Origin of the sequence: Brevibacterium sp. JSBI002, from assembly GCF_026013965.1 — a bacterium.
Lineage (GTDB): Bacteria > Actinomycetota > Actinomycetes > Actinomycetales > Brevibacteriaceae > Brevibacterium.
The window spans coordinates 2,313,614-2,331,689 of record NZ_CP110341.1; the positions used below are offsets into that span (position 1 = coordinate 2,313,614).

Annotated in this window: 14 protein-coding genes; 6 read left to right on the forward strand and 8 right to left on the reverse strand. The window is 61.0% G+C overall.

The features are described 5' to 3' along the window. Window positions 1-24: 24 nt before the first annotated feature. The 6 genes from LJ362_RS10510 to LJ362_RS10535 all read right to left on the reverse strand — a co-directional run bounded on the left by LJ362_RS10510 (window position 25) and on the right by LJ362_RS10535 (window position 7,719). Window positions 25-2,136 carry a DUF262 domain-containing protein gene (locus LJ362_RS10510; protein ID WP_264799017.1) on the reverse strand — a complete coding sequence of 704 codons (2,112 nt, stop codon included), beginning with the start codon at window positions 2,134-2,136 and terminating at the stop codon, window positions 25-27. A gap of 133 nt (window positions 2,137-2,269) precedes the next feature. Continuing rightward, entirely contained in the window at window positions 2,270-3,574 is a 1,305-nt protein-coding gene (locus tag LJ362_RS10515; protein WP_264799018.1) for an MFS transporter, read from the reverse strand. Beyond that, the gene (locus LJ362_RS10520; protein ID WP_264799019.1) at window positions 3,571-4,905 is read right to left on the reverse strand and encodes an MFS transporter; all 1,335 of its coding nucleotides are present in this window, start codon (window positions 4,903-4,905) and stop codon (window positions 3,571-3,573) included. Before LJ362_RS10520 ends, LJ362_RS10515 begins: the two co-directional genes overlap by 4 nt. Window positions 4,906-4,941: 36 nt before the next feature. Further along, the gene (dgoD, locus tag LJ362_RS10525) at window positions 4,942-6,090 is read right to left on the reverse strand and encodes a galactonate dehydratase (protein ID WP_264799021.1); all 1,149 of its coding nucleotides are present in this window, start codon (window positions 6,088-6,090) and stop codon (window positions 4,942-4,944) included. Between the two features lie 44 nt (window positions 6,091-6,134). After that, complete coding sequence (locus LJ362_RS10530; protein WP_264799023.1) at window positions 6,135-6,749, reverse strand: 2-dehydro-3-deoxy-6-phosphogalactonate aldolase; 615 nt, start codon at window positions 6,747-6,749, stop codon at window positions 6,135-6,137. Next, window positions 6,742-7,719, reverse strand: a complete 978-nt coding sequence (locus tag LJ362_RS10535) for a 2-dehydro-3-deoxygalactonokinase (protein WP_264799025.1) — start codon at window positions 7,717-7,719, stop codon at window positions 6,742-6,744. The genes LJ362_RS10530 and LJ362_RS10535 overlap by 8 nt, the downstream gene beginning before the upstream one ends. A 76-nt stretch (window positions 7,720-7,795) precedes the next feature. Here LJ362_RS10535 and LJ362_RS10540 point away from each other — a divergent pair, with 76 nt between their 5' ends. Further along, window positions 7,796-8,566, forward strand: coding sequence for an IclR family transcriptional regulator (locus LJ362_RS10540; protein ID WP_264801822.1), 771 nt, complete (start codon window positions 7,796-7,798; stop codon window positions 8,564-8,566). A gap of 129 nt (window positions 8,567-8,695) precedes the next feature. On the opposite strand, the gene LJ362_RS10545 is transcribed toward LJ362_RS10540, so the two are convergent. Next, entirely contained in the window at window positions 8,696-10,012 is a 1,317-nt protein-coding gene (locus tag LJ362_RS10545) for a restriction endonuclease (protein WP_264799027.1), read from the reverse strand. A gap of 258 nt (window positions 10,013-10,270) precedes the next feature. Continuing rightward, window positions 10,271-11,188, reverse strand: coding sequence for a patatin family protein (locus LJ362_RS10550; RefSeq protein WP_264799029.1), 918 nt, complete (start codon window positions 11,186-11,188; stop codon window positions 10,271-10,273). 181 nt (window positions 11,189-11,369) lie between these two features. On the opposite strand from LJ362_RS10550, the gene LJ362_RS10555 reads away from it, so the two are divergent. From LJ362_RS10555 to LJ362_RS10575, 5 genes are all read left to right on the forward strand, one after another. Beyond that, entirely contained in the window at window positions 11,370-12,266 is an 897-nt protein-coding gene (locus LJ362_RS10555; RefSeq protein ID WP_264799030.1) for a universal stress protein, read from the forward strand. A gap of 12 nt (window positions 12,267-12,278) precedes the next feature. Beyond that, the gene (locus LJ362_RS10560; RefSeq protein ID WP_264799032.1) at window positions 12,279-13,787 is read left to right on the forward strand and encodes a PLP-dependent aminotransferase family protein; all 1,509 of its coding nucleotides are present in this window, start codon (window positions 12,279-12,281) and stop codon (window positions 13,785-13,787) included. Between the two features lie 157 nt (window positions 13,788-13,944). After that, window positions 13,945-15,336: an aspartate aminotransferase family protein gene (locus LJ362_RS10565; RefSeq protein WP_264799034.1), complete on the forward strand. Its 1,392-nt coding sequence runs from the start codon at window positions 13,945-13,947 to the stop codon at window positions 15,334-15,336. A gap of 10 nt (window positions 15,337-15,346) precedes the next feature. Beyond that, complete coding sequence (locus LJ362_RS10570; RefSeq protein WP_264799035.1) at window positions 15,347-16,426, forward strand: phosphotransacetylase; 1,080 nt, start codon at window positions 15,347-15,349, stop codon at window positions 16,424-16,426. A gap of 15 nt (window positions 16,427-16,441) precedes the next feature. Then, window positions 16,442-18,013 (forward strand): APC family permease, encoded by a 1,572-nt coding sequence (locus tag LJ362_RS10575; protein ID WP_264799036.1) that lies wholly within the window; start codon window positions 16,442-16,444, stop codon window positions 18,011-18,013. The last annotated feature ends 63 nt before the right edge of the window (window positions 18,014-18,076 follow it).

The window sequence follows — 18,076 nt, forward strand, 5'->3', positions numbered from 1 at the left end:
GAGAACGACTTGCAGTGACTCGGCTCAGGCTTCCGCCCCGTTCCGAGGAGAATTCTGGAACTCCGCGCGCACATCCCTCAGTCTGCGCCCGTCACTCACCGCCCAAAAATACCACCCGTTAGTGGCCTTCTTCCGCAGTGCATATCCGGCAGCCGACGGAGTTCCATATTTCTTTCCATCAAGCTCGATCGCTCCGTCTGCCGTCAAGGTAGCACTCTTGCCCTGAAAATCGCGGTGAGTAGCCGTAAGTACCTCGCCTGGTTTCAGATTGCCTGCTTCAATGAGGTGCTTCAGTTCAATCCAATCTCCCGCCTTTGTTTGCGGGTCAACTACTTGCCCCGTATGGCCTTCTGGAACTGGCCACACTGTGAGTAGGACATCGATCAGTTCTTCTGTCCTCTGGTCGATCAGCTCTTCGTCCCAGCCGTGACCTTCAGTCCTGCTGACCACTCTTCCAGTCATGCTGATGGTGTTGTGGTCTAACAGTGCTGCTCGTTTAGCCAACCACGGCCCGTTGGACACTTTCGAGTTGAGTGACTGTGTGAGCAGAGTCAGATTGCCCAGACGATGGACTCTAGCCTGCCGTTCTTCCTCGTCTTCAGGCGAATTCACTGGCCAGTTTTCCTGCCAAGATCGGGGAAGGATGTGTTCGATCGGGTAGTTCTTCCTCTCGATCTGGGGTTGCTTTGTCTCTTGCCGGAGACGATCTTCAGCGGCTTCAAGGAACATCCTGAGCCTGCGACGAGGGAATCGTGTGTAGGCGGATTCTGTGCTCAACACGTTTCGCACTTCGTCATTGCCAGGCCAGTAAGTGCTTGTAACGTTGAGTCGAGTCAGGTGGCCGATGATTCGATCATGAAGATCTCCGTCCGGAGCGTCCTCATTGGCGGCGATAATATCAGCGACGATACGTCCAAGATCGCTGTTCGACAGTCGAAGAATCTGTCGGCGGTACATCCAGCTTTCTGCAGCCTGAATGATTCGTCTCAGGTCTTCGTCGGACAAGGCACGACCTGGAGCGTGCAACCAGATGACTAGGGGTTTCAAGGCTTCGACTCCGCTGGCATCCATTCTGTAGAAGGCCATCGATGCTGGCTCGAGACTTCCGCCTTCGTTCTTGGCCCGCAACGTCCAGTCCTCATATTGTGTTGCTTGTGCTTTGATATCCACCAAGAGGTCCTGCATCGCTCTGCCTGACTCCTGCTCGACCCAGGATTTGAATCGAGAAAACGTCGATTGCGGACCAATATCCTCGCCTGTGGCTGCGACTAGCCACTGATTGAGGAAGAGTGAACTGCGGCTCACGAAATTCCTGCCGACGCTCACCTGCTTCATCCAGAACTTCGATTCAAAAGGCCAATCCTCATGGTAGGCGCGCTTTGTGTCTGCGCCCTCGTGGTCGAGCCGCTGAAATACGAAGTTCCTGATCAGATCGGCTGCGGTCAGCGGAGTACCGCGAGCATTCAGCGTTTCGAAGATCTCTTGGGAGTTTTCTGACGCATCAAGTTCGATGGACACGAACTGCAGCCCATCCAATAAGACGCTGGTCAGTTCTTCGGCCCGGTCTTGAAAGCCACGAGTTTCTGGATCGCCGAGCCAACGCTCTATGACTGTGGTGAAGTAGCGATGGGCGGCAACGATTTGTGAATCTTGGTTCCGTAGGGCTGTGTAGTCAACCGGTGGCTCGGCGGTCATTACTTCGCTGAACGGCAGTCCGTCCTTATTCAGGTGCTGCAGCTTGAGTCGGCTTGTGCCCTCTTCAACATAGCGTTCTGAGTTATGCGTCAAGTCATCCAGCTGTCCCGCCAATCTCACTTCATCGGCGTTCTCGAGCAACGCGCAGACTGCATCGGCCATAATCTGCAGCGTCGTCAGCCTTTGCTGGCCGTCAATGACGTTCCAGGCAATCAGCCTCCGGCTCTGAACTTCCTGGGCTTGGAGAACTACTGCGCCAAAGAAGTGAGTGGCCTCGCGGTGCGGCTCCGCGATTCGGATCTCCGCAACGCGTCGGATGTCGTTCCATAGCGGTTCCCACTGTTCTGCTTCCTGCCAAACGTACGGCCGTTGGAACAAGGGGATGATGAAGTGCTGGGGAAGATTGAACAACTGCATCGGTGTCCGTTTGAAAGTCTCCATTTTCCCAAGATACCCGACACGATATTCGAATGGTTCAACGGCGTCAGTTGTTTGATTCCGGAAACGAAAAACGGGGCGGATCAGCCTGACAAAGCCTGCTGAACCACCCCGTTGATCAATGTTGCGTCTTGCGTCACTCCTCCACGCGCTCAACCTTCCCAACGAGGAACACGTACGACAGCACACCGACGATGGTGACAGCGGCCATGTAGACGAACGCCGGGGCGAAGTCGATGTCGGTGACGAGGAAACCGATGACGATCGGGGTTGCGATCGACGAGAGGTTACCGATGAAGTTGAACATGCCTCCGGTCAGACCCAACAGTCGCTCAGGTGCAAGCGCAGACACCAGTGACCACGTGATGGAGGCGAAGCCGTTGCCGAAGAATGCAATCGACATGAACACGATGACCCAAGCCGAGGAATCCGTGTAATTCGCACCGAGCATGAACACCGTCATGGCCAGACCGATGATGATCGGGAGCTTCCGCGCCATTCCCAGCGACAGGCCCTTCTTTACCATGAGGTCAGACACCGTGCCTGAAAGCAGCACTCCGACGAGCGCGGCGATGAAAGGCAGCGATGCCATGAAGCCTGATTCGATGTAGTCCATTCCCCGGTAGTCGACGAGGTAGGTCGGGAACCATGTGAGGAAGAACCATAGCGTCGAGGTCAGGCAGAACTGGCCGAGGTAGATTCCCCAGAGCTTCCGGCGGGTGAGCACGACCTTAACGTCGGACCAATTCAGCTTCGGCTTGGCCTCCTTCTTGACACCCGATTCGACATCGACCAATCCGCCGCCTGAAGCAATGAGGTCGATCTCAGCTTGGTTGACGCCCGACTTGTCGCGCGGCTCACGGTAGACGAACCACCAGATTCCGGCCCAGATGATGCCGACGAGACCGGTGAGGATGAACACCCAGTGCCAGGTGAGCACCGTCTGCAGCCACGACAGCACAGGAGTGAGCAGTGCGAGACCGATGAACTGGCCCGAGGTGTAGAAGGCGATGACACGTCCGCGTTCACGCTCCGGGAACCACGCGGTCGCAACCTTGTTATTGATGGGGTAAGCCGGTGCTTCGAAGCCACCGACCATGAGCCTGAGGATAATGAGTGCGACGAACCCGCCGGACATTCCCATGAAGAGTGTGGCCAGGGACCACAGCACCAGGCATGAGGCGTAGAGCACGCGTGGTCGCACGCGGTCGACGAGCCATCCGCCGGGCAGCTGCATTGCCGCATAGGTCCAGCCGAACGCAGAGAGCAGCAGCCCCTGTTGTCCTGTGGTGAGGTCGAACTCCTGGGACAGAGCCGGCATCGCGATGGACAGGTTGGCCCGGTCCATGTAGTTGATGACGACGGTGATGAAGAGCAGAACCGCGATGATGTAGCGGATCCGTGTGGGGCGAGTGGCGACTGCGGTGTCGAGTTTCGTCATGGCGTCGGGTTTCCGGTTTCTGTTGAGTTGCTGGTTACGCGTATCGGAGCCCGCAACAGGAGCAGGTAGGCGATTCCCGCAATTACCGCGACGACGGCGCCCAGGAGGAAGGGAACGAGGTATGAGTCGGTGGTCGTCACCAAGACTCCGGTGAGCCAAGGCGAGAGTGAACCAGCGAAGTAGCCGCCGAAGTTCTGGATAGATCCCAGCGAGGCGACGCGACTACCAGTGACGACATCAGCAGGGGTCGACCATCCCACGGCGCTCAGTGCTCCGCAGAAGAACAGTGCAAGGCTCATCGCCGACAGTTGGAGAACAAAGTGACCGGTGGTCACTCCGACAAGGACTGAGCATACGGCGAGTGCGCCGCCATAGATTGCAGCGATCTGTCGTTTGCAGACCAGAGGAGCTAATTGGTCTCGCATCCGCGAATACTTCGTGGTGAACCAGCCGCCGAGGATACCGCCGATGCCTCCGACCGCGAATGGAATCGCCGTGTACCACCCCAGTGCGGCATCGGCCACAGAGTAGATGTCATTGAGCATCAGGGGCAGAAAGGTCACGAAGATGTTCAGTGTCCACACGACGGCGACGAATCCCAGCACCATTGCCCAAGTTTGGGGCTTGGTGAAGAGCTTCAACCAGGGGATGTGACCGGTCGGGGCATTGTCGTCTTCTTCTCGAGCTCGGATGTGCTCGAGTTCAGCCGCCGAGACCCTGCGGTCATGCTCCGGGGAACGGTAGAAGACCCAGAAGCCCACTGCCACGATGACACCGAGCACACCGAGGATGACGAACATTGCTCGCCAACCGAAGCCCATAATGAGGAAGGTGAGGATCGGCGGAGCGACGGCGGGTCCCCATTTGCTTCCCGAGTCGTAGACGCCGACTGCAGCTCCGCGCTCTCGGGGTGGGAACCACTCGGCGACTATCTTCGCTGAAGTAGGCGATACCGGGGCTTCGAAGACTCCGAGCAGGACTCGTGACACCATAAAATGCCACATGTGGTGGCCAAAAGCCATCAGCGCAGTGGCGATCGACCAGAGCCCCAACGCCATGACGTATACCGGCTTCGCACCGAGACGATCGGTCAGCCATCCACCTGGTAGCTGAAAGAACGCGTATGTCAGTGAGAACGCAGTACCCAACAGCCCGATGTCCGCGGCGGTCAGACCGAGTTCGTCGATCATCTGTGGAGCTGCGATCGACAGTGACGATCGATCCATGTAGTTGATCATCATCGCTGCGAGCAACCATCCGAGGATCCACCACCGGGCTCTCCCCAATGAGGCTACACGTCGCGACACCGTAGCTTCAGTCTTCGAGCTCATCGTCGAACACCCTTCTCTTCTACCGATCCCATCCCCTCACCATTCCGCGAAAGAGCCGTCAGCGTGCCGCCAGATCGGGTTGCGCCACCGGTGTCCTTCAGCGGAGCGGTCGATGACGTACTCTTCGTTCACCTCGATGCCCAAGCCTGGACCATCGGGGATCGTGATCATTCCGTCGTCGTAGTCGAAGACCGAGGCATCGGTGACGTAGTCGAGCAGATCGTTGCTCGTGTTGTAGTGGATGCCCAGGCTCTGTTCTTGAATGAAGGCGTTGTAGCTGCCGGCATCGACCTGCAGGCAGGAGGCGAGTGCGATCGGCCCCAGCGGGCAGTGCAGTGCGAGTGCCACATCGTAGGCTTCGGCCATCATCGCAACCTTCCGCGTCTCTGTGATGCCGCCGGCGTGGGAGACATCCGGCTGGATGATGTCGACGGCACCGGAGGCGATCACCTCACGGAAGTCCCACCGAGAGAAGAGCCTCTCGCCCAGCGCGATCGGCGTCGGTGTGTTCGCCATGACGTCGCGGAGTGAACCGAAGTGTTCGGAGAGCACCGGTTCTTCGATGAAGAGCAGCCGGTAGGGTTCGAGTTCCTTGATAAGGACCTTAGCCATCGGCTTGTGCACGCGGCCGTGGAAGTCGACACCGATGCCGAAGTCCTCACCGGTGGCTTCCCGGATCGCCTGGACGTTCTCGATGACCTGGTCGACCTTGGTGTACGAGTCGATGAACTGCAGCTCCTCGGTCGCGTTCATCTTCACGGCGGTGAATCCGCGGTTCTTCGTCTCCAGCGCAGCTGCGGCGGTGTCGCCTGGACGGTCACCGCCGATCCACGAGTAGGTGCGGATCCGATCCCGGACCTTCCCGCCGAGGAGCTGATGCACAGGTTGGCCAAGCGCCTTACCCTTGATATCCCACAGGGCCTGATCGATGCCAGAGATCGCGCTCATGAGGATGGGGCCACCGCGGTAGAAGCCACCGCGGTACATGATCGTCCACAGGTCTTCGATGTTCGCGGGGTCCTTGCCGATGAGCAGGTCGGAGAGCTCATCGACGGCGGCGGCCACGGTGGCTGCCTTGCCCTCGATGATCGGCTCACCCCAACCGACGATCCCCTCGTCGGTTTCGATCTTGAGGCAGAGCCACCTCGGCGGCACGGTAAACGTCGTCATCGACGTGATCTTCATTGTTCTGGCCTTTCGTTCGGTGATCGTCGTTGATGGAGCGGTGTTCAGTTGGTGTGCACCCACGCCGAGGCGATCGCCTCGGCCCGCACGCGTACGTCATCGGGGCGGTCGCCTCGGCGATAGAGCGAGGACCCCAGGCCCAGGCCCGCGGCTCCGGCGCCCCGCCATTCGGCGGCGTTGTCGACTCCTACTCCCCCGACGGGAAAGAGTTCGGTGCCGGTAGGCAACACCTCGCTCCAGGCCTTCATCCCGCTGATCCCCACCGCCGAGGAGGGGAAGAGTTTGACCTTGGTGGCACCTGCTTTGATGGCGGCGAACGCCTCGGTCGGTGTCGCGGCTCCCGGGTAGGGGGTGAGTCCCATCCCGAGCGCGGTCTGGATGACTTCGGAATCTGTGTCGGGGGCGACGATGATGCGGGCACCCGCTCGCTTGCAGTCGCGGACCTGGTTGGCGGTGAGCACGGTGCCGGCACCGATCTCCAGGTCATTGCCGAACCGTTCGACCAGCGCGGCGATCGAGTCGAGCGGGTCGGGTGAGTTGAGCGGAACCTCGATGGCGGAGAACCCGGCGGCGACGATGCCCTCGGCGATGTCGAGGACTTCGTCGGGGCGGACACCGCGGAGGATGGCGATGAGGCCGGTGGGGACAGTTTCAGGCATGAGTGTGCTCCTTGGTCGTTACGAGGCCGGATTGTTCGGCGATGCGAAAAAGACCTGTGGCAGCAGCGCGCGGATTCGCGTTGATCGTCTCTCGGCCCGCTCGGTGCAGTGCGCGGGTGTAGCGCTTCGTCAGATCTGTGGTCCCGCAGACGATGACGGGGGCGCTCGACTCAGCGACCACGGTGAGCTGGTGAGCCACCTCGGCGCCGATGAGCATTCCCGAGAGGTAGTCGTTGATCTCTTCGGCGCGCAGGCGTCCGTTCAGGGCCCAGGTTCGGGCCGAGAAGATTGAGGACGTCAATGCGGCGGGGTTGTCGCCTACGTTCAGTCCCCAATCGAAGGCCTTGGAGTGGAAGCCCGCGGTGGGTTCAGCGAGGCGGCTGAGGATTGATGACGTGCTGAGCAGGCCGAAGAGCTCTCCGCTCATCGAGGTGGTGAAGTCGGTGACTCGTTGTCGGTGGCAGCTCACCCATTTGGTATGGGTACCAGGGAGGATCACCGTGCTGGGTTCGTCCTCATCTTCGCCGAGGAGGCCGAGCAGTTGGGTCTCTTCCCCGCGGATGACGTCGGGAGCGGTCGCCTCGGTCGGGGTTTTCTGCAGGCCGGGAACGATGTGGAGGTCACCCGTCGTCAGGTTGACCGTCGTCAGTTCCCCGCCCATGTCGCTGAGGTCGGTGGGCAATTCGAGGTAGCCCGCCTCGGCGACACCCTGTGTTGAGCCGATCATTCCGCAGGCGAGCATCGGCAGGGGGCCGTAGCTGGTGAGCCAATCACCGGCCGCGGTTTCAGCGATTCGGGAGAAGTCGCCTCGGAGGTCTGTGGTGTCGGAGCTGACGGCCATGATGCCGTCGGAACCATTGCGTTCTGCGAGGACCTGTCCGTCGCTGCCGATGAGGAAAGCTCTCAGCGAGCTCGTTCCCCAGTCGAGGCCGATCATCTGTGGGGCCTCGGGTGGTGCCAGATTTGCCATAAGAGCCACTATGGGCACGTGTTCCACCATGCGCCACCGGTGTCCCTATATGTGGGATAGGTGACATACTGGGGTGATGATCGAAGATTCTGGAACTGTTATCGGCGAAGCCATTCCGCAGGGCACTCAGACCCTGGCCAGAGGGCTGCAGATCGTCAGCGCCGTGGCTCATGGCTCGACGACGCTGAAGTCGATCGTTGATTCGACGGGTATCGGTCGGTCAAGTGCACACAGGATGATCCAGCTGTTGGTGCAGATGGGGTATCTGCGGCATGGGTCGCCGGGAGAGTTTCGGCTCGGGCCGACGCTGATCGAGTATGGTTTCACCGCGCTCAATCAGGATCCGCTGCCGGTCGTAGCCAGGGAGAGCCTAGAGGCGTTGGCTGAACGGACTCAGGACACGATCCATCTCTCGGTCGAGGATGGTGAGTCGGTGCTCTATCTCCATAAGATCCCAGGTACCCGTGGGGCCGAGATGCGCTCACGCATCGGCCATAGGATGCCGATGACACGCACCGGTGTCGGCAAGGCGCTGTTGCTGGGACAGGATGACCGGTGGGAGCGTTTGTTCGTTGCAGAGAACCCTGGTGCGGACTCCGCTGCGGTGGATGCATTCGTCAAGCGGATGCAGGGCTACACCCGCGACGGAGCCTCACTCGATCTCGAGGAGAATGAGCCGGGGATCCGGTGTGTGGCTGCTCCGGTTCGGGACGGCAGCGGAGACATCGTCGCCGGAATTTCACTGTCGGCGACGCGTCCCTTCATGCCGAAGGATCGGATGCAGGCGTTGGTGCCGGTGATGAAGGCGGCCGCGCGGGAGATTTCAGTGAAGTTGGGGTTCAAGTAACCCTACGCCGGGCGCTTGCATTCCGACGAAGCTACTTGAACCAAATTCAGACCACCAGGCATATAACGCTACAAGCAATTAAATCGAACGGCTCATCCCCACCTCTGAATTAAGAGACGCACGCACTAATCAACTCATCCTGAAGAGCTGTTTGGCCAGCGAAGATCTAGGAATCACGGTCCCGTCAAACTCGAACTCGAAGAGGTGCATGCCTGTCTCTTCGGCCCACTGGATCGCTTGAGCCGAGTACCCTCCCAGCGAGAAAAATAATGCTAGCACATCACGATGCGCTGCTATGCCATAAAGCCGTTGAAGCTGCTCGCGAGATGATCGTCTCCCCTCAAGCTTGACCTGCGCAATTGCTTCCGTTGACTCAACGTCGATCCCGCCGTCAGCTCCCAAGCCAGTGGGGACGACGTTCGTGAACCCAGTTGCTTCCATAACTTCTGCTGCATAAATTTCGGCATCGCGAGGAGTCTTAATCAATCGTGGCGACGGAAGCCTCAGCGAACTACCAACATCCGCACCGCCATCTATTTGCATTGGTTCAAATATCTGACGACTACCAGGCATTCTCGTGCCTGGTATCGCAGCATTCAAAATCTCTTCAAACCTGGCGTCTCTGTCTTGCCACTCGCGTAAGTGAGAATCGCCGATCAGGCTACTTCTCCTAATTAAATAATCATAGTCCTGCTCAAGTTCCACCCAGGATTCATAGCTCACCCCAGGGATTCGCAAATTGCAAAATGCCCTATCTAATTGGTTAAAGAAATGGATGGACTCCGCCAAAGATGCACTAGGGAGCTTCCGGTAAGTCGCTGAATTATAGGCAGTGCAATCATTAGTGTTCAGTATATCCAGCATAATTTCGGGCCCCCGGCGCCCTTCGGTTACCAGCGCCACTACTAGCGCAACTACTCGCGTACCAAAGGTAATCGAACAATCGCTGACCACCTGATAATGCGTGGTGGATCCAGACGGACGAAACTGCGGCAACTGGCCGGGACCGCTTGGCGCTTTAATGTGTCCCTCCAGCAACAAGGTCGGCCAGCTCACTATTGAATTGGCTTCGTACTTCTGAAGGAGATCTGATTCCACATCTGAAAACTGGGAATTATCTACGGTGGGCTCGACAAATGCCAACGGCCTAGCTAAAAGTGCACCGCTGAGTGGATCGAGGTCATCCACGTATGCAATTAAATTAAGAGTAGTTTGGATGTCAAACATAAAGCCTTCGGCTTTACGCTCTTTTGAGCCGGCGTCGGGGAACGCCATTACAAACTGGTTGTGCTGATCGATCAGGGCAGAGATTGAGGTGTCCCAAGGAAAGACTGGGATCTCCAGGTAGCTATGAATCGCTTCTCGTTGCGCCTTGGTTGGGCGAGACCGCCTGAACAGGTCGGTTTCATCAGATTCTGGCGTCTTGAACCAATCCGATATTGCCATCATTGCTCACTTTCGGTCTCCACCACTGTTGTCTCCCAATGATAGAGGTCAGAGCACAGGCCCATTCGTGTTCTGTCAACATGTCAGACAACAATTCCCATGAGCTGTCACCCAAGTCGAGTCTCAGTCAAATTCGCATCCGCCGACACCGGGCCAGGCCCGCTCACTAAATCAACGCCAGCAAAAACTCGTCCGGAAGCAGCTGTGCCCCGATTGGCCCATTATATTGGATGTCTTGCCCCGCCTCCGGGTCGCTTTCTAACTGAGCCCAACACCAAGAAACTCCCGTATCACCGGCAGCTCCCGCTGTGCCTGCGACAATCCCATCCGGTGAGCGGCAGCTAGACGTGACAGGTCGCGGGTGCTGTTGTCGACCGGCATGCGTTCGGGAGCAAACACATGCGCTTTCCCTTCTTCCTCGAGAGCAAAGATCTGTTCACGAGTCTCGTTGTACCGCTTCCACCGAGTCAACAAGGCATCGGCCAGTGCCGGATACTTGCGGAAGATGCCGCGATAGACCGCGGGGAATCGCTGCGGTGCCTTCCTGTACGTTCGTTCCTGGGTGAGCACGATGACGAACTTCTCGAACCCCTCGCGCTGGGCCTGGCTCAACGCGATCCCGCCGTCCTCCCCCATCGCACCGTCGACGTAGACGTGACCATTCAAATGCACCGGAGGCATGAGGCCCGGCATCGTCGAGGAAGCACGGACTCGAACCATGAGGTCATCAATGTGTGGTGTGTCCTTCTTCGACCACACCACATCGTCACCGGACTCCGCGTTGAAGCCGATGATCCGCATATCGCCTGTACTCGACTGGAATGAATCCCAGTCGAACGGAAGCGCCTCATTCGGCCCGCCGGCTTTCTGGTAGATGTATTCCGCATTGAACATGCCTTGACCGCGCGCAAAATAGCGCAGTCCCCCGAACTGCTCGTCGGCTGCGAATTCGACGAACGACCGGCGAGCGCGCCACGCATCTCCGGACAGATAATTCACCGTGTTCGAAGCGCCTGCACTGATTCCGGCGACCCACTCGAATGACAGACCGGCCCCTAGTAAGGTGACAACCATGGCGCTGGTCAGCGAGGCTCGCATGCCACCACCTTCGAAGATCAGAGCAGTGTCTTCGATCCGCGTGGTCTCAGCCGTCGCCACCTGTCCAGCATTCGTCATAGTCGCCATCCTAACGAAAATCGGCCAGCTGATTACTCATCGGTAATCCACGGCTCGGCTGAGAAGAATGCGACGCCGGGCGTCATCCCCTCAGCCCGCGTTGTCCGCGTTCGTCCGACTGTCCTATAGTCAACACGTCGGCCTCACCCGCCGCAGAACGATTCGAGTCGAAGGAGACTTCATGCGCTACGTCGTCGGCATCACCATGGACAGACGCGGACGTGACGCGGTCTCGCTCGCCCTCACCCTGGCTCAGTCGACACTGTCGTCCCACCCCGTCGAACTCGACCTCGTCCATGTCCTCCGCGGATCCCCGCCGGAGCAGACAGCGTCGAAACCCGAACGGGAGTACCAGAAGTTCTGCCTCGACGAGGCCGAGCAGTGCCTTTCCAAAACGCACGACCTCGTTCCGAAATCCATCCGCTCGACGACCTCGGTCCATTTCGCCGATTCCATGGCAGCAGGCCTCATCGACGTCGCCACCACACGTCCCTGCGATCTCATCGTCGTCGGCGCGGCCAGTCACGGCCCGCTGCGGCGCTTCACCGTCGGTTCCGTGGCCAATGCGCTCCTCCACGCCTCCCCGGTGCCGGTCGCTCTGGCCCCCTCCGGATACCTGCCGCCCAGCCGCCTCACCCGCCTCACCTGCGCCCTGGGCACTCGTCCCGGCGCCGAGGTGGCCCTCGACGTCGCCGTCCAGTCCTCGGTCCGGCACGACGTGCCGTTGCGGCTGATCTCGCTCATCGGCCTCGACTCCAGCACCGGAACCGAAGAGAGCGCCGAGGCGGCCCGTACTCATGCGAAGAATCTGCTCCTGCGTGCCTCCCAGTCCGTCGACGACGCCACAGAGGTCATGGTCGATGTCGCCGATGGCCGATCCATCGAAGCGGCCATCGACAAACTCACCTGGGATGACGGCGAAATCGTCCTCATCGGCTCCAGTCGGCTGGCCAGAAGCCGGTCCATCTTCCTCGGCACGACCGCGAACAAGATGTTGCGCAGTCTCCCCGTCCCGATGGTCGTCGTCCCCCGCTACCCTGCGCCCGACACCGCTTTCGACAAAGACCTCTCCGTCTGAGCTGCGACATCTATGACCTCCCACGACCACAACATCGCACCCGCACACGACTCCCCCGCCCGATCACCGATCGAGATCTCTCCGAATTCGAAGGAACCGCTCTACCGGCAGCTGCGCAGAGCGCTCGAACACCAGATCCTCTCTGGTGCCTACAGCCCGGAGGCGGCGCTCCCCTCGTCACGAGACCTGGCACATGAACTCGGGCTTTCGCGCAATACCGTCAACGCTGCCGTCCAGGAACTTGTCGCCACCGGACTCATCGAAGCCCGTCCGCGCAGCGGTCACTTCGTCAACAGCCGGCTGCTCGCCGAGCGCCGCCATGAGGAGGATGGATCCGAACCTGCCGCCGGGTCCATCGATTGGGAGCAGAAGATCAGGCCTGTCCGCGACATCCACCTGCCGGAGATCACGAAGACCAAGAACTGGCAGACCTACCCGTACCCGTTCGTCGCCGGACAAGTGGACCCCGACGAGTTCCCCCGGCTCGCCTGGGCCAAGGCCCTGCGCACCGCTATGGAACCCGAGCATCTGCCGTTCTCCGTCCGGGACGCCATCGACGAAGACGATCCGCTGCTGGTCAAACTGCTGTGCCAGCGCGTTTTGCCGAGCCGGGGCATCCATGTCGATCCCGACAATGTCCTCATCACAGCAGGATCCCAACAGGGACTTGACCTCCTGGCACAGCTGCTCGTCGGGCCGGACACCACCGTCGGCGTCGAAGACCCCGGATACGTCGACGCCAAACATGCCTTCGCCCGCGTCGGCGGCCAACTGTTTCCCTTGAAGGTCGACGATCGCGGCATGGTCCCTCCACCGAACGGACTCGACCTCGTCTACGTCACCCCCAGCCACCACAGTCCCACGAACGTCACTCTCGATTCCTCGCGTCGCACGCAGCTGCTGACCCGTATGCGCGACTCGGACTCGCTCATCATCGAAGACGACTACGATTCTGAGTTCCGCTACCGCGGCAAACCCACTCCCGCACTCAAAGCCTTGCCCGGTTCCGAGCACGTAATCTATCTGGGCTCATTCTCCAAATTCCTCGCCCCCGGCCTGCGACTCGGTTACATCGTCGCGGAACCCGAACTCATCAGACGCATGCGCAGGCACAGACGCTACTCCATCCGCCACGTCCCCGGACACACCCAACGCGCCATGGCGCTGCTCATCGATTCCGGCCAATACCACCGTACGATTTCGCGTCGCCGCACCCAGCTGCGAAAGAAATGGGAGACGCTCGCTGCTGCGCTCGAGAAGCACCTGCCGTGGACCGTGCCTTTCCCCGCCGGAGGGGTCAGCGTGTGGATCGAAGCCCCTGCACATCTCGATGCGAGACTCCTCGCCGACGAATGCCTGCGCCGAGGCGTCGTGATCGAACGCGGCGATCCGTTCTTCCTCTCCCCCGGCTCCCACCGGAACAACTTCAGACTCGGCTTCGCGGCCATCGACATCGAATCCATCGAACCCGGTGTGCGACTTCTCGCTGAGGCGATCGACGCAATCCTCACCGACCACTGACCCTCCCCTGTTAACTGGCACCAAATAACTCGCAACGGACTGGGACTTCATTCGGAACCAGATAATCGCGAGAGTGATGTCAAGCACACCAACGAAGGAGTGCCGGAGTCGGGACGCCTCGACGTACCGACCCACACAGTTCGAATGGAGGGTTCGCGTGACGATCTCGGATTATGCAAATCGTGCCCAGCAGCACCTTTTTCCCCACTTCACCACCGGCAAGGTGTGGAACGACGCTGATCTCCCGATCATCGTCGAAGGCCACGGGAGCTACCTCACCGATGAGCGGGGCGACAAATACCTCGACGGTCTGGCCGGACTGTTCTGCGTGAACATCGGGCATGGCCGCCAGGACATCCCCACTGCCGCCTACGAGCAGATGAGCCGTCTGTCCTATTGGACCAACTGGGGTTCAGCCCACCCTGCCGCAGTGGATGCGGCGACCCGCATCGCCGGCCATGCCCCCGGCGACCTCGACACCGTCTTCTTCGTGAACTCGGGGTCCGAAGCAGTCGAATCCGCCGTCAAGTTCGCGCGCCAGTACCACCGGTCGCAGGGACAGCCCGAACGCACGAAGATCATCGCCCGAGACATGGCCTACCACGGCACCACCCTCGGCGCTCTCGCCGTCACAGGCATCCCCGCGTACAAGGAGCCCTTCGGCGAACTCATGCCCGGCGTCTTCCACGTTCCCAACACCCTGGGCGAAAAGGTTCCGGCAGGCGGCACTGCAGCTGATCTGCCCTCGATCCAGGCCATCAGAGAACTCATCGACAGAGAAGGCGGAGGCACCTTCGCCGCCCTGTTCGCCGAGCCCGTCCAGAACTCACGCGGAGCCCTCGTCCCGCCCGAGGGCTACTGGCAGGAGCTGCGGAAGATCTGCGACGAACACGGGATCCTCCTCGTCGCCGACGAGGTCATCACCGGATTCGGGCGTCTGGGCGAATGGTTCGGCTCGATCAAGTTCGATGTCGTCCCCGACCTCATCACCTTCGCCAAGGGCTCGACCTCGGGCTACCTCCCCCTCGGCGGGGTCATCATCCGCAAGCCCCTGGCCGAGGCGCTGCTCGACTCCCCCGGTGCCGGGGTCTTCACCCACGGTGCCACGTGGGGCGGCCATCCGGTCGCCACTGCTGTCGCCAGCGCGAACCTCTCCGCACTGGAGACCGAGAACATTCCGGGCAACGTCCGCAGCCTCGAGCCGTACTTTCAGAACGGTCTGGACCGGATCGCCGAATCATACCGGTGCATCAGGGAATACCGCGGCACCGGGTTCTTCTACGCCATCGAGATGATGGCCGACCGCGACACCGGGGCCGAGCTGACTCCCGAAGCTTCGAAGCAGGTGCTCACCGAAGTGATCCCGACGTCGATGAAGGAAGTCGGGCTCATCACTCGCCCGGACAACCGCGGGGCCACAATGCTCGTCCTCTCGCCGCCGCTGGTCGCCGACCAGACCGTCCTCGACGATCTGCTCGACAAGGTCGACCACGTCATGGGGGCCGTCGACAAGCACCTCGGCGTATCTGCCCTGTCGGCTGCGGTCTGAGGGACGCACCATGTTGAAGACGCCGGCAGCGCGCGATCTCGAGCCCGTGACGATCGACCCGATGCTTCGTGATCGGATGCTCGGGCTGCGCAATCTCGGGTCTCGGCCGAGGATCATCCTCGCCGAGTCTCACGATGAGCGTGTCCTCCGCGCTGCCGGCGCCCTCGCCGAGGTGGGCGTCCAGCCCATCCTGATCGGTGACGGGAACGAGGTCCGGAACCGCGCGAGGCACCTGGGCATCACCGATGCCGACGGCTGGTCCGTCGACGAGCCGGCTAGGCTCGCCGCCGGCCCGGCTGGGGAGAGAATCCGCAGCAGCGCAGAGAGGAAGCGTCCCGAACTTGCCGAGCAGTGGCTGACCGATCCCGTCTTCCTCGCCGCCGCGGCCGTCAAGGAAGGATTGGCCGATGCGGCGGTCGCCGGCGCGGACCGGCCCACCGCCGATGTCATTCGGGCAGGGCTGTCGGTAGTCGGGCTCGCTCCGGACTCGTCTCTGCTCAGCTCCTCGTTCCTCATGCGCCTGCGCGACGGACGGTATCTGGGCTTCGGGGACTGCGCGGTCATCCCGGTCCCCGACGACGAGCAGCTCTCGGCGATCGCCATCGCCACGGCGAGAACCTTCGCTGCCATCACCGATGAGCATCCGTCCGTGGCGATGCTCTCGTTCTCCACGGCCGGTTCGGCCCAACACTCCGACATCGATCGAGTCAGACTGGCCATCGAGCACATTCGCAGCCGCTGCCCCGAACTCGAGGTCGACGGCGAACTGCAGTTCGACGCAGCCATCGTCGAATCCGTGGCGAAGTCGAAGTGCCCCGAATCCGCTGTCGCCGGCCACGCGAACGTGCTCGTCTTCCCCAATCTCGCAGCCGGAAACATCGGCTACAAGATCGCCGAGCGCCTCGGTGGAGCTGCCGCCTTCGGCCCGCTGCTCCAGGGCCTCGCCGCCCCGATCAATGACTTGTCTCGCGGGGCGAGCGTCTCCGACATCGTCAACGTCGGTCTCATCACCTGCCTGCAGGCGCTCACTCCTGCGGCAGACGCCCAACAGCGAACCACATCCACTGCCCATACCTTCACAACGAAGTGACGAAAGTAAGGTGCCATGTCGAAATCAATAGAGAACCCACCCCAGAACGTCGCCTCCTCCCCGCCGGGGGCCGGGGACGGTCAGCAGCCGGAGAGGATGGCGAAGACGCTCAAGCCCCGTTGGGTCTTCGCCATCGCCCTGGGCTCGGCGGTCGGGTGGGGCGCATTCATCCTCCCCACCGACTGGCTGGCCATGGGCGGTCCGCTGGGCACACTCGCCGGATTCTCCATCGGTGCCGGGCTTATGCTCGTCATTGCCGTCAGCTACGGCTTCCTCATCCGCACCTTCCCTGTCTCCGGCGGTGAGCTGGCCTATGCACTCATCGGCTACGGACGCGTGCACGCCTTCTTCGCCGGGTGGTTCCTCACGCTCGGCTACGTCTGCATCGTCGCACTCAATGCCTCCGCTCTGGCCCTGCTGTTCCGCAAGATCATGCCCTCGGTCATCGAGCAGGGCTATCTCTACACGGTCGCCGGCTGGGACGTGTATCTGCCGGAGATCATCATCTCGGTGACAGCACTGGTCGTCTTCGCCGTCCTCAACATCCGCGGCACGGCCCTGTCGGGTCGTGTCCAGTACTGGGCCTGCGTGCTGATGATCATCGCGGTCGCTGCGATCATCGTCTCCGTGATCGCCAGTCCGACGACCCATTTCGGCAATATGTCTCCCGCATTGCCCGACGGCGTCAGCCCGGTCGCGGCGATCATCGCGATCGTCGCCATCGCTCCCTGGGCCTTCATCGGCTTCGACAATGTTCCGCAGGCGGCCGAGGAGTTCGACTTCTCGCCGTCCAAGGCTCTGCGCCTCATCGTCCTGGCCATCGTCACCGCTGCGGCCCTCTACATGGCGATGATCGTGTCCGTGTCGATGGCCGAACCGTGGCAGGCCCTGGCCAATTCGGGATCGGCCTGGGGCACCGCCGACGCGGTCACCGGCGTCATCGGCGGCTCAGGCCTGCTGCTGCTCGCCATCGCCATCACCATGGGAGTGAGCACCGGCCTCAACGGCTTCTATGTCTCGGCCAGCCGTGTGCTCATGGCCATGGGACGCGCACAGATGATCCCGCCGATCTTCGCCCGCCTGCATTCGAAGCACAAGACCCCCTACGTCGGCATCATCGCGGTTCTCATCGTCTGCCTCATCAGCCCTTGGTTCGGACGCGCGGCGCTGACGTGGGTCGTCGACATGTCCTCGATCGGTGTGACGATCGCCTACCTCTACACCTGTCTGTGCGCATTCCGGATCTTCCGCCCCACTCATGAGGCGCGGGATCCCAAGGCCCTGCCGGGAATGTACTCGACGACGAAGAAGGTGCTCTCCGGTGTGGGCGCGGTCATCGCGATCGTCTTCATGCTGCTCCTGCTCATCCCGGGGTCTCCCGGTGCGTTGGGACCGCAGTCGCTCATCGCCCTGGCCGTCTGGATCGTCATCGGAGTCGTGTTCTTCCTCTCCCGGATCCGGCACAACAGGAAACTCACCGATCATCAGGTCGATCGCCTCGTCTTCGGTGATGATCGCCCAGCCGTCACCCGATTCAGCGAACGCGCTCAGCTGCGCCGCGAAGGACGCCTGTCCACGGACGGCTGAGACGGTTCCGGACTGCCCCGGACAGCACCAGCGGTCGGCCCGCTGCCAGTGATTCCTGGCAGC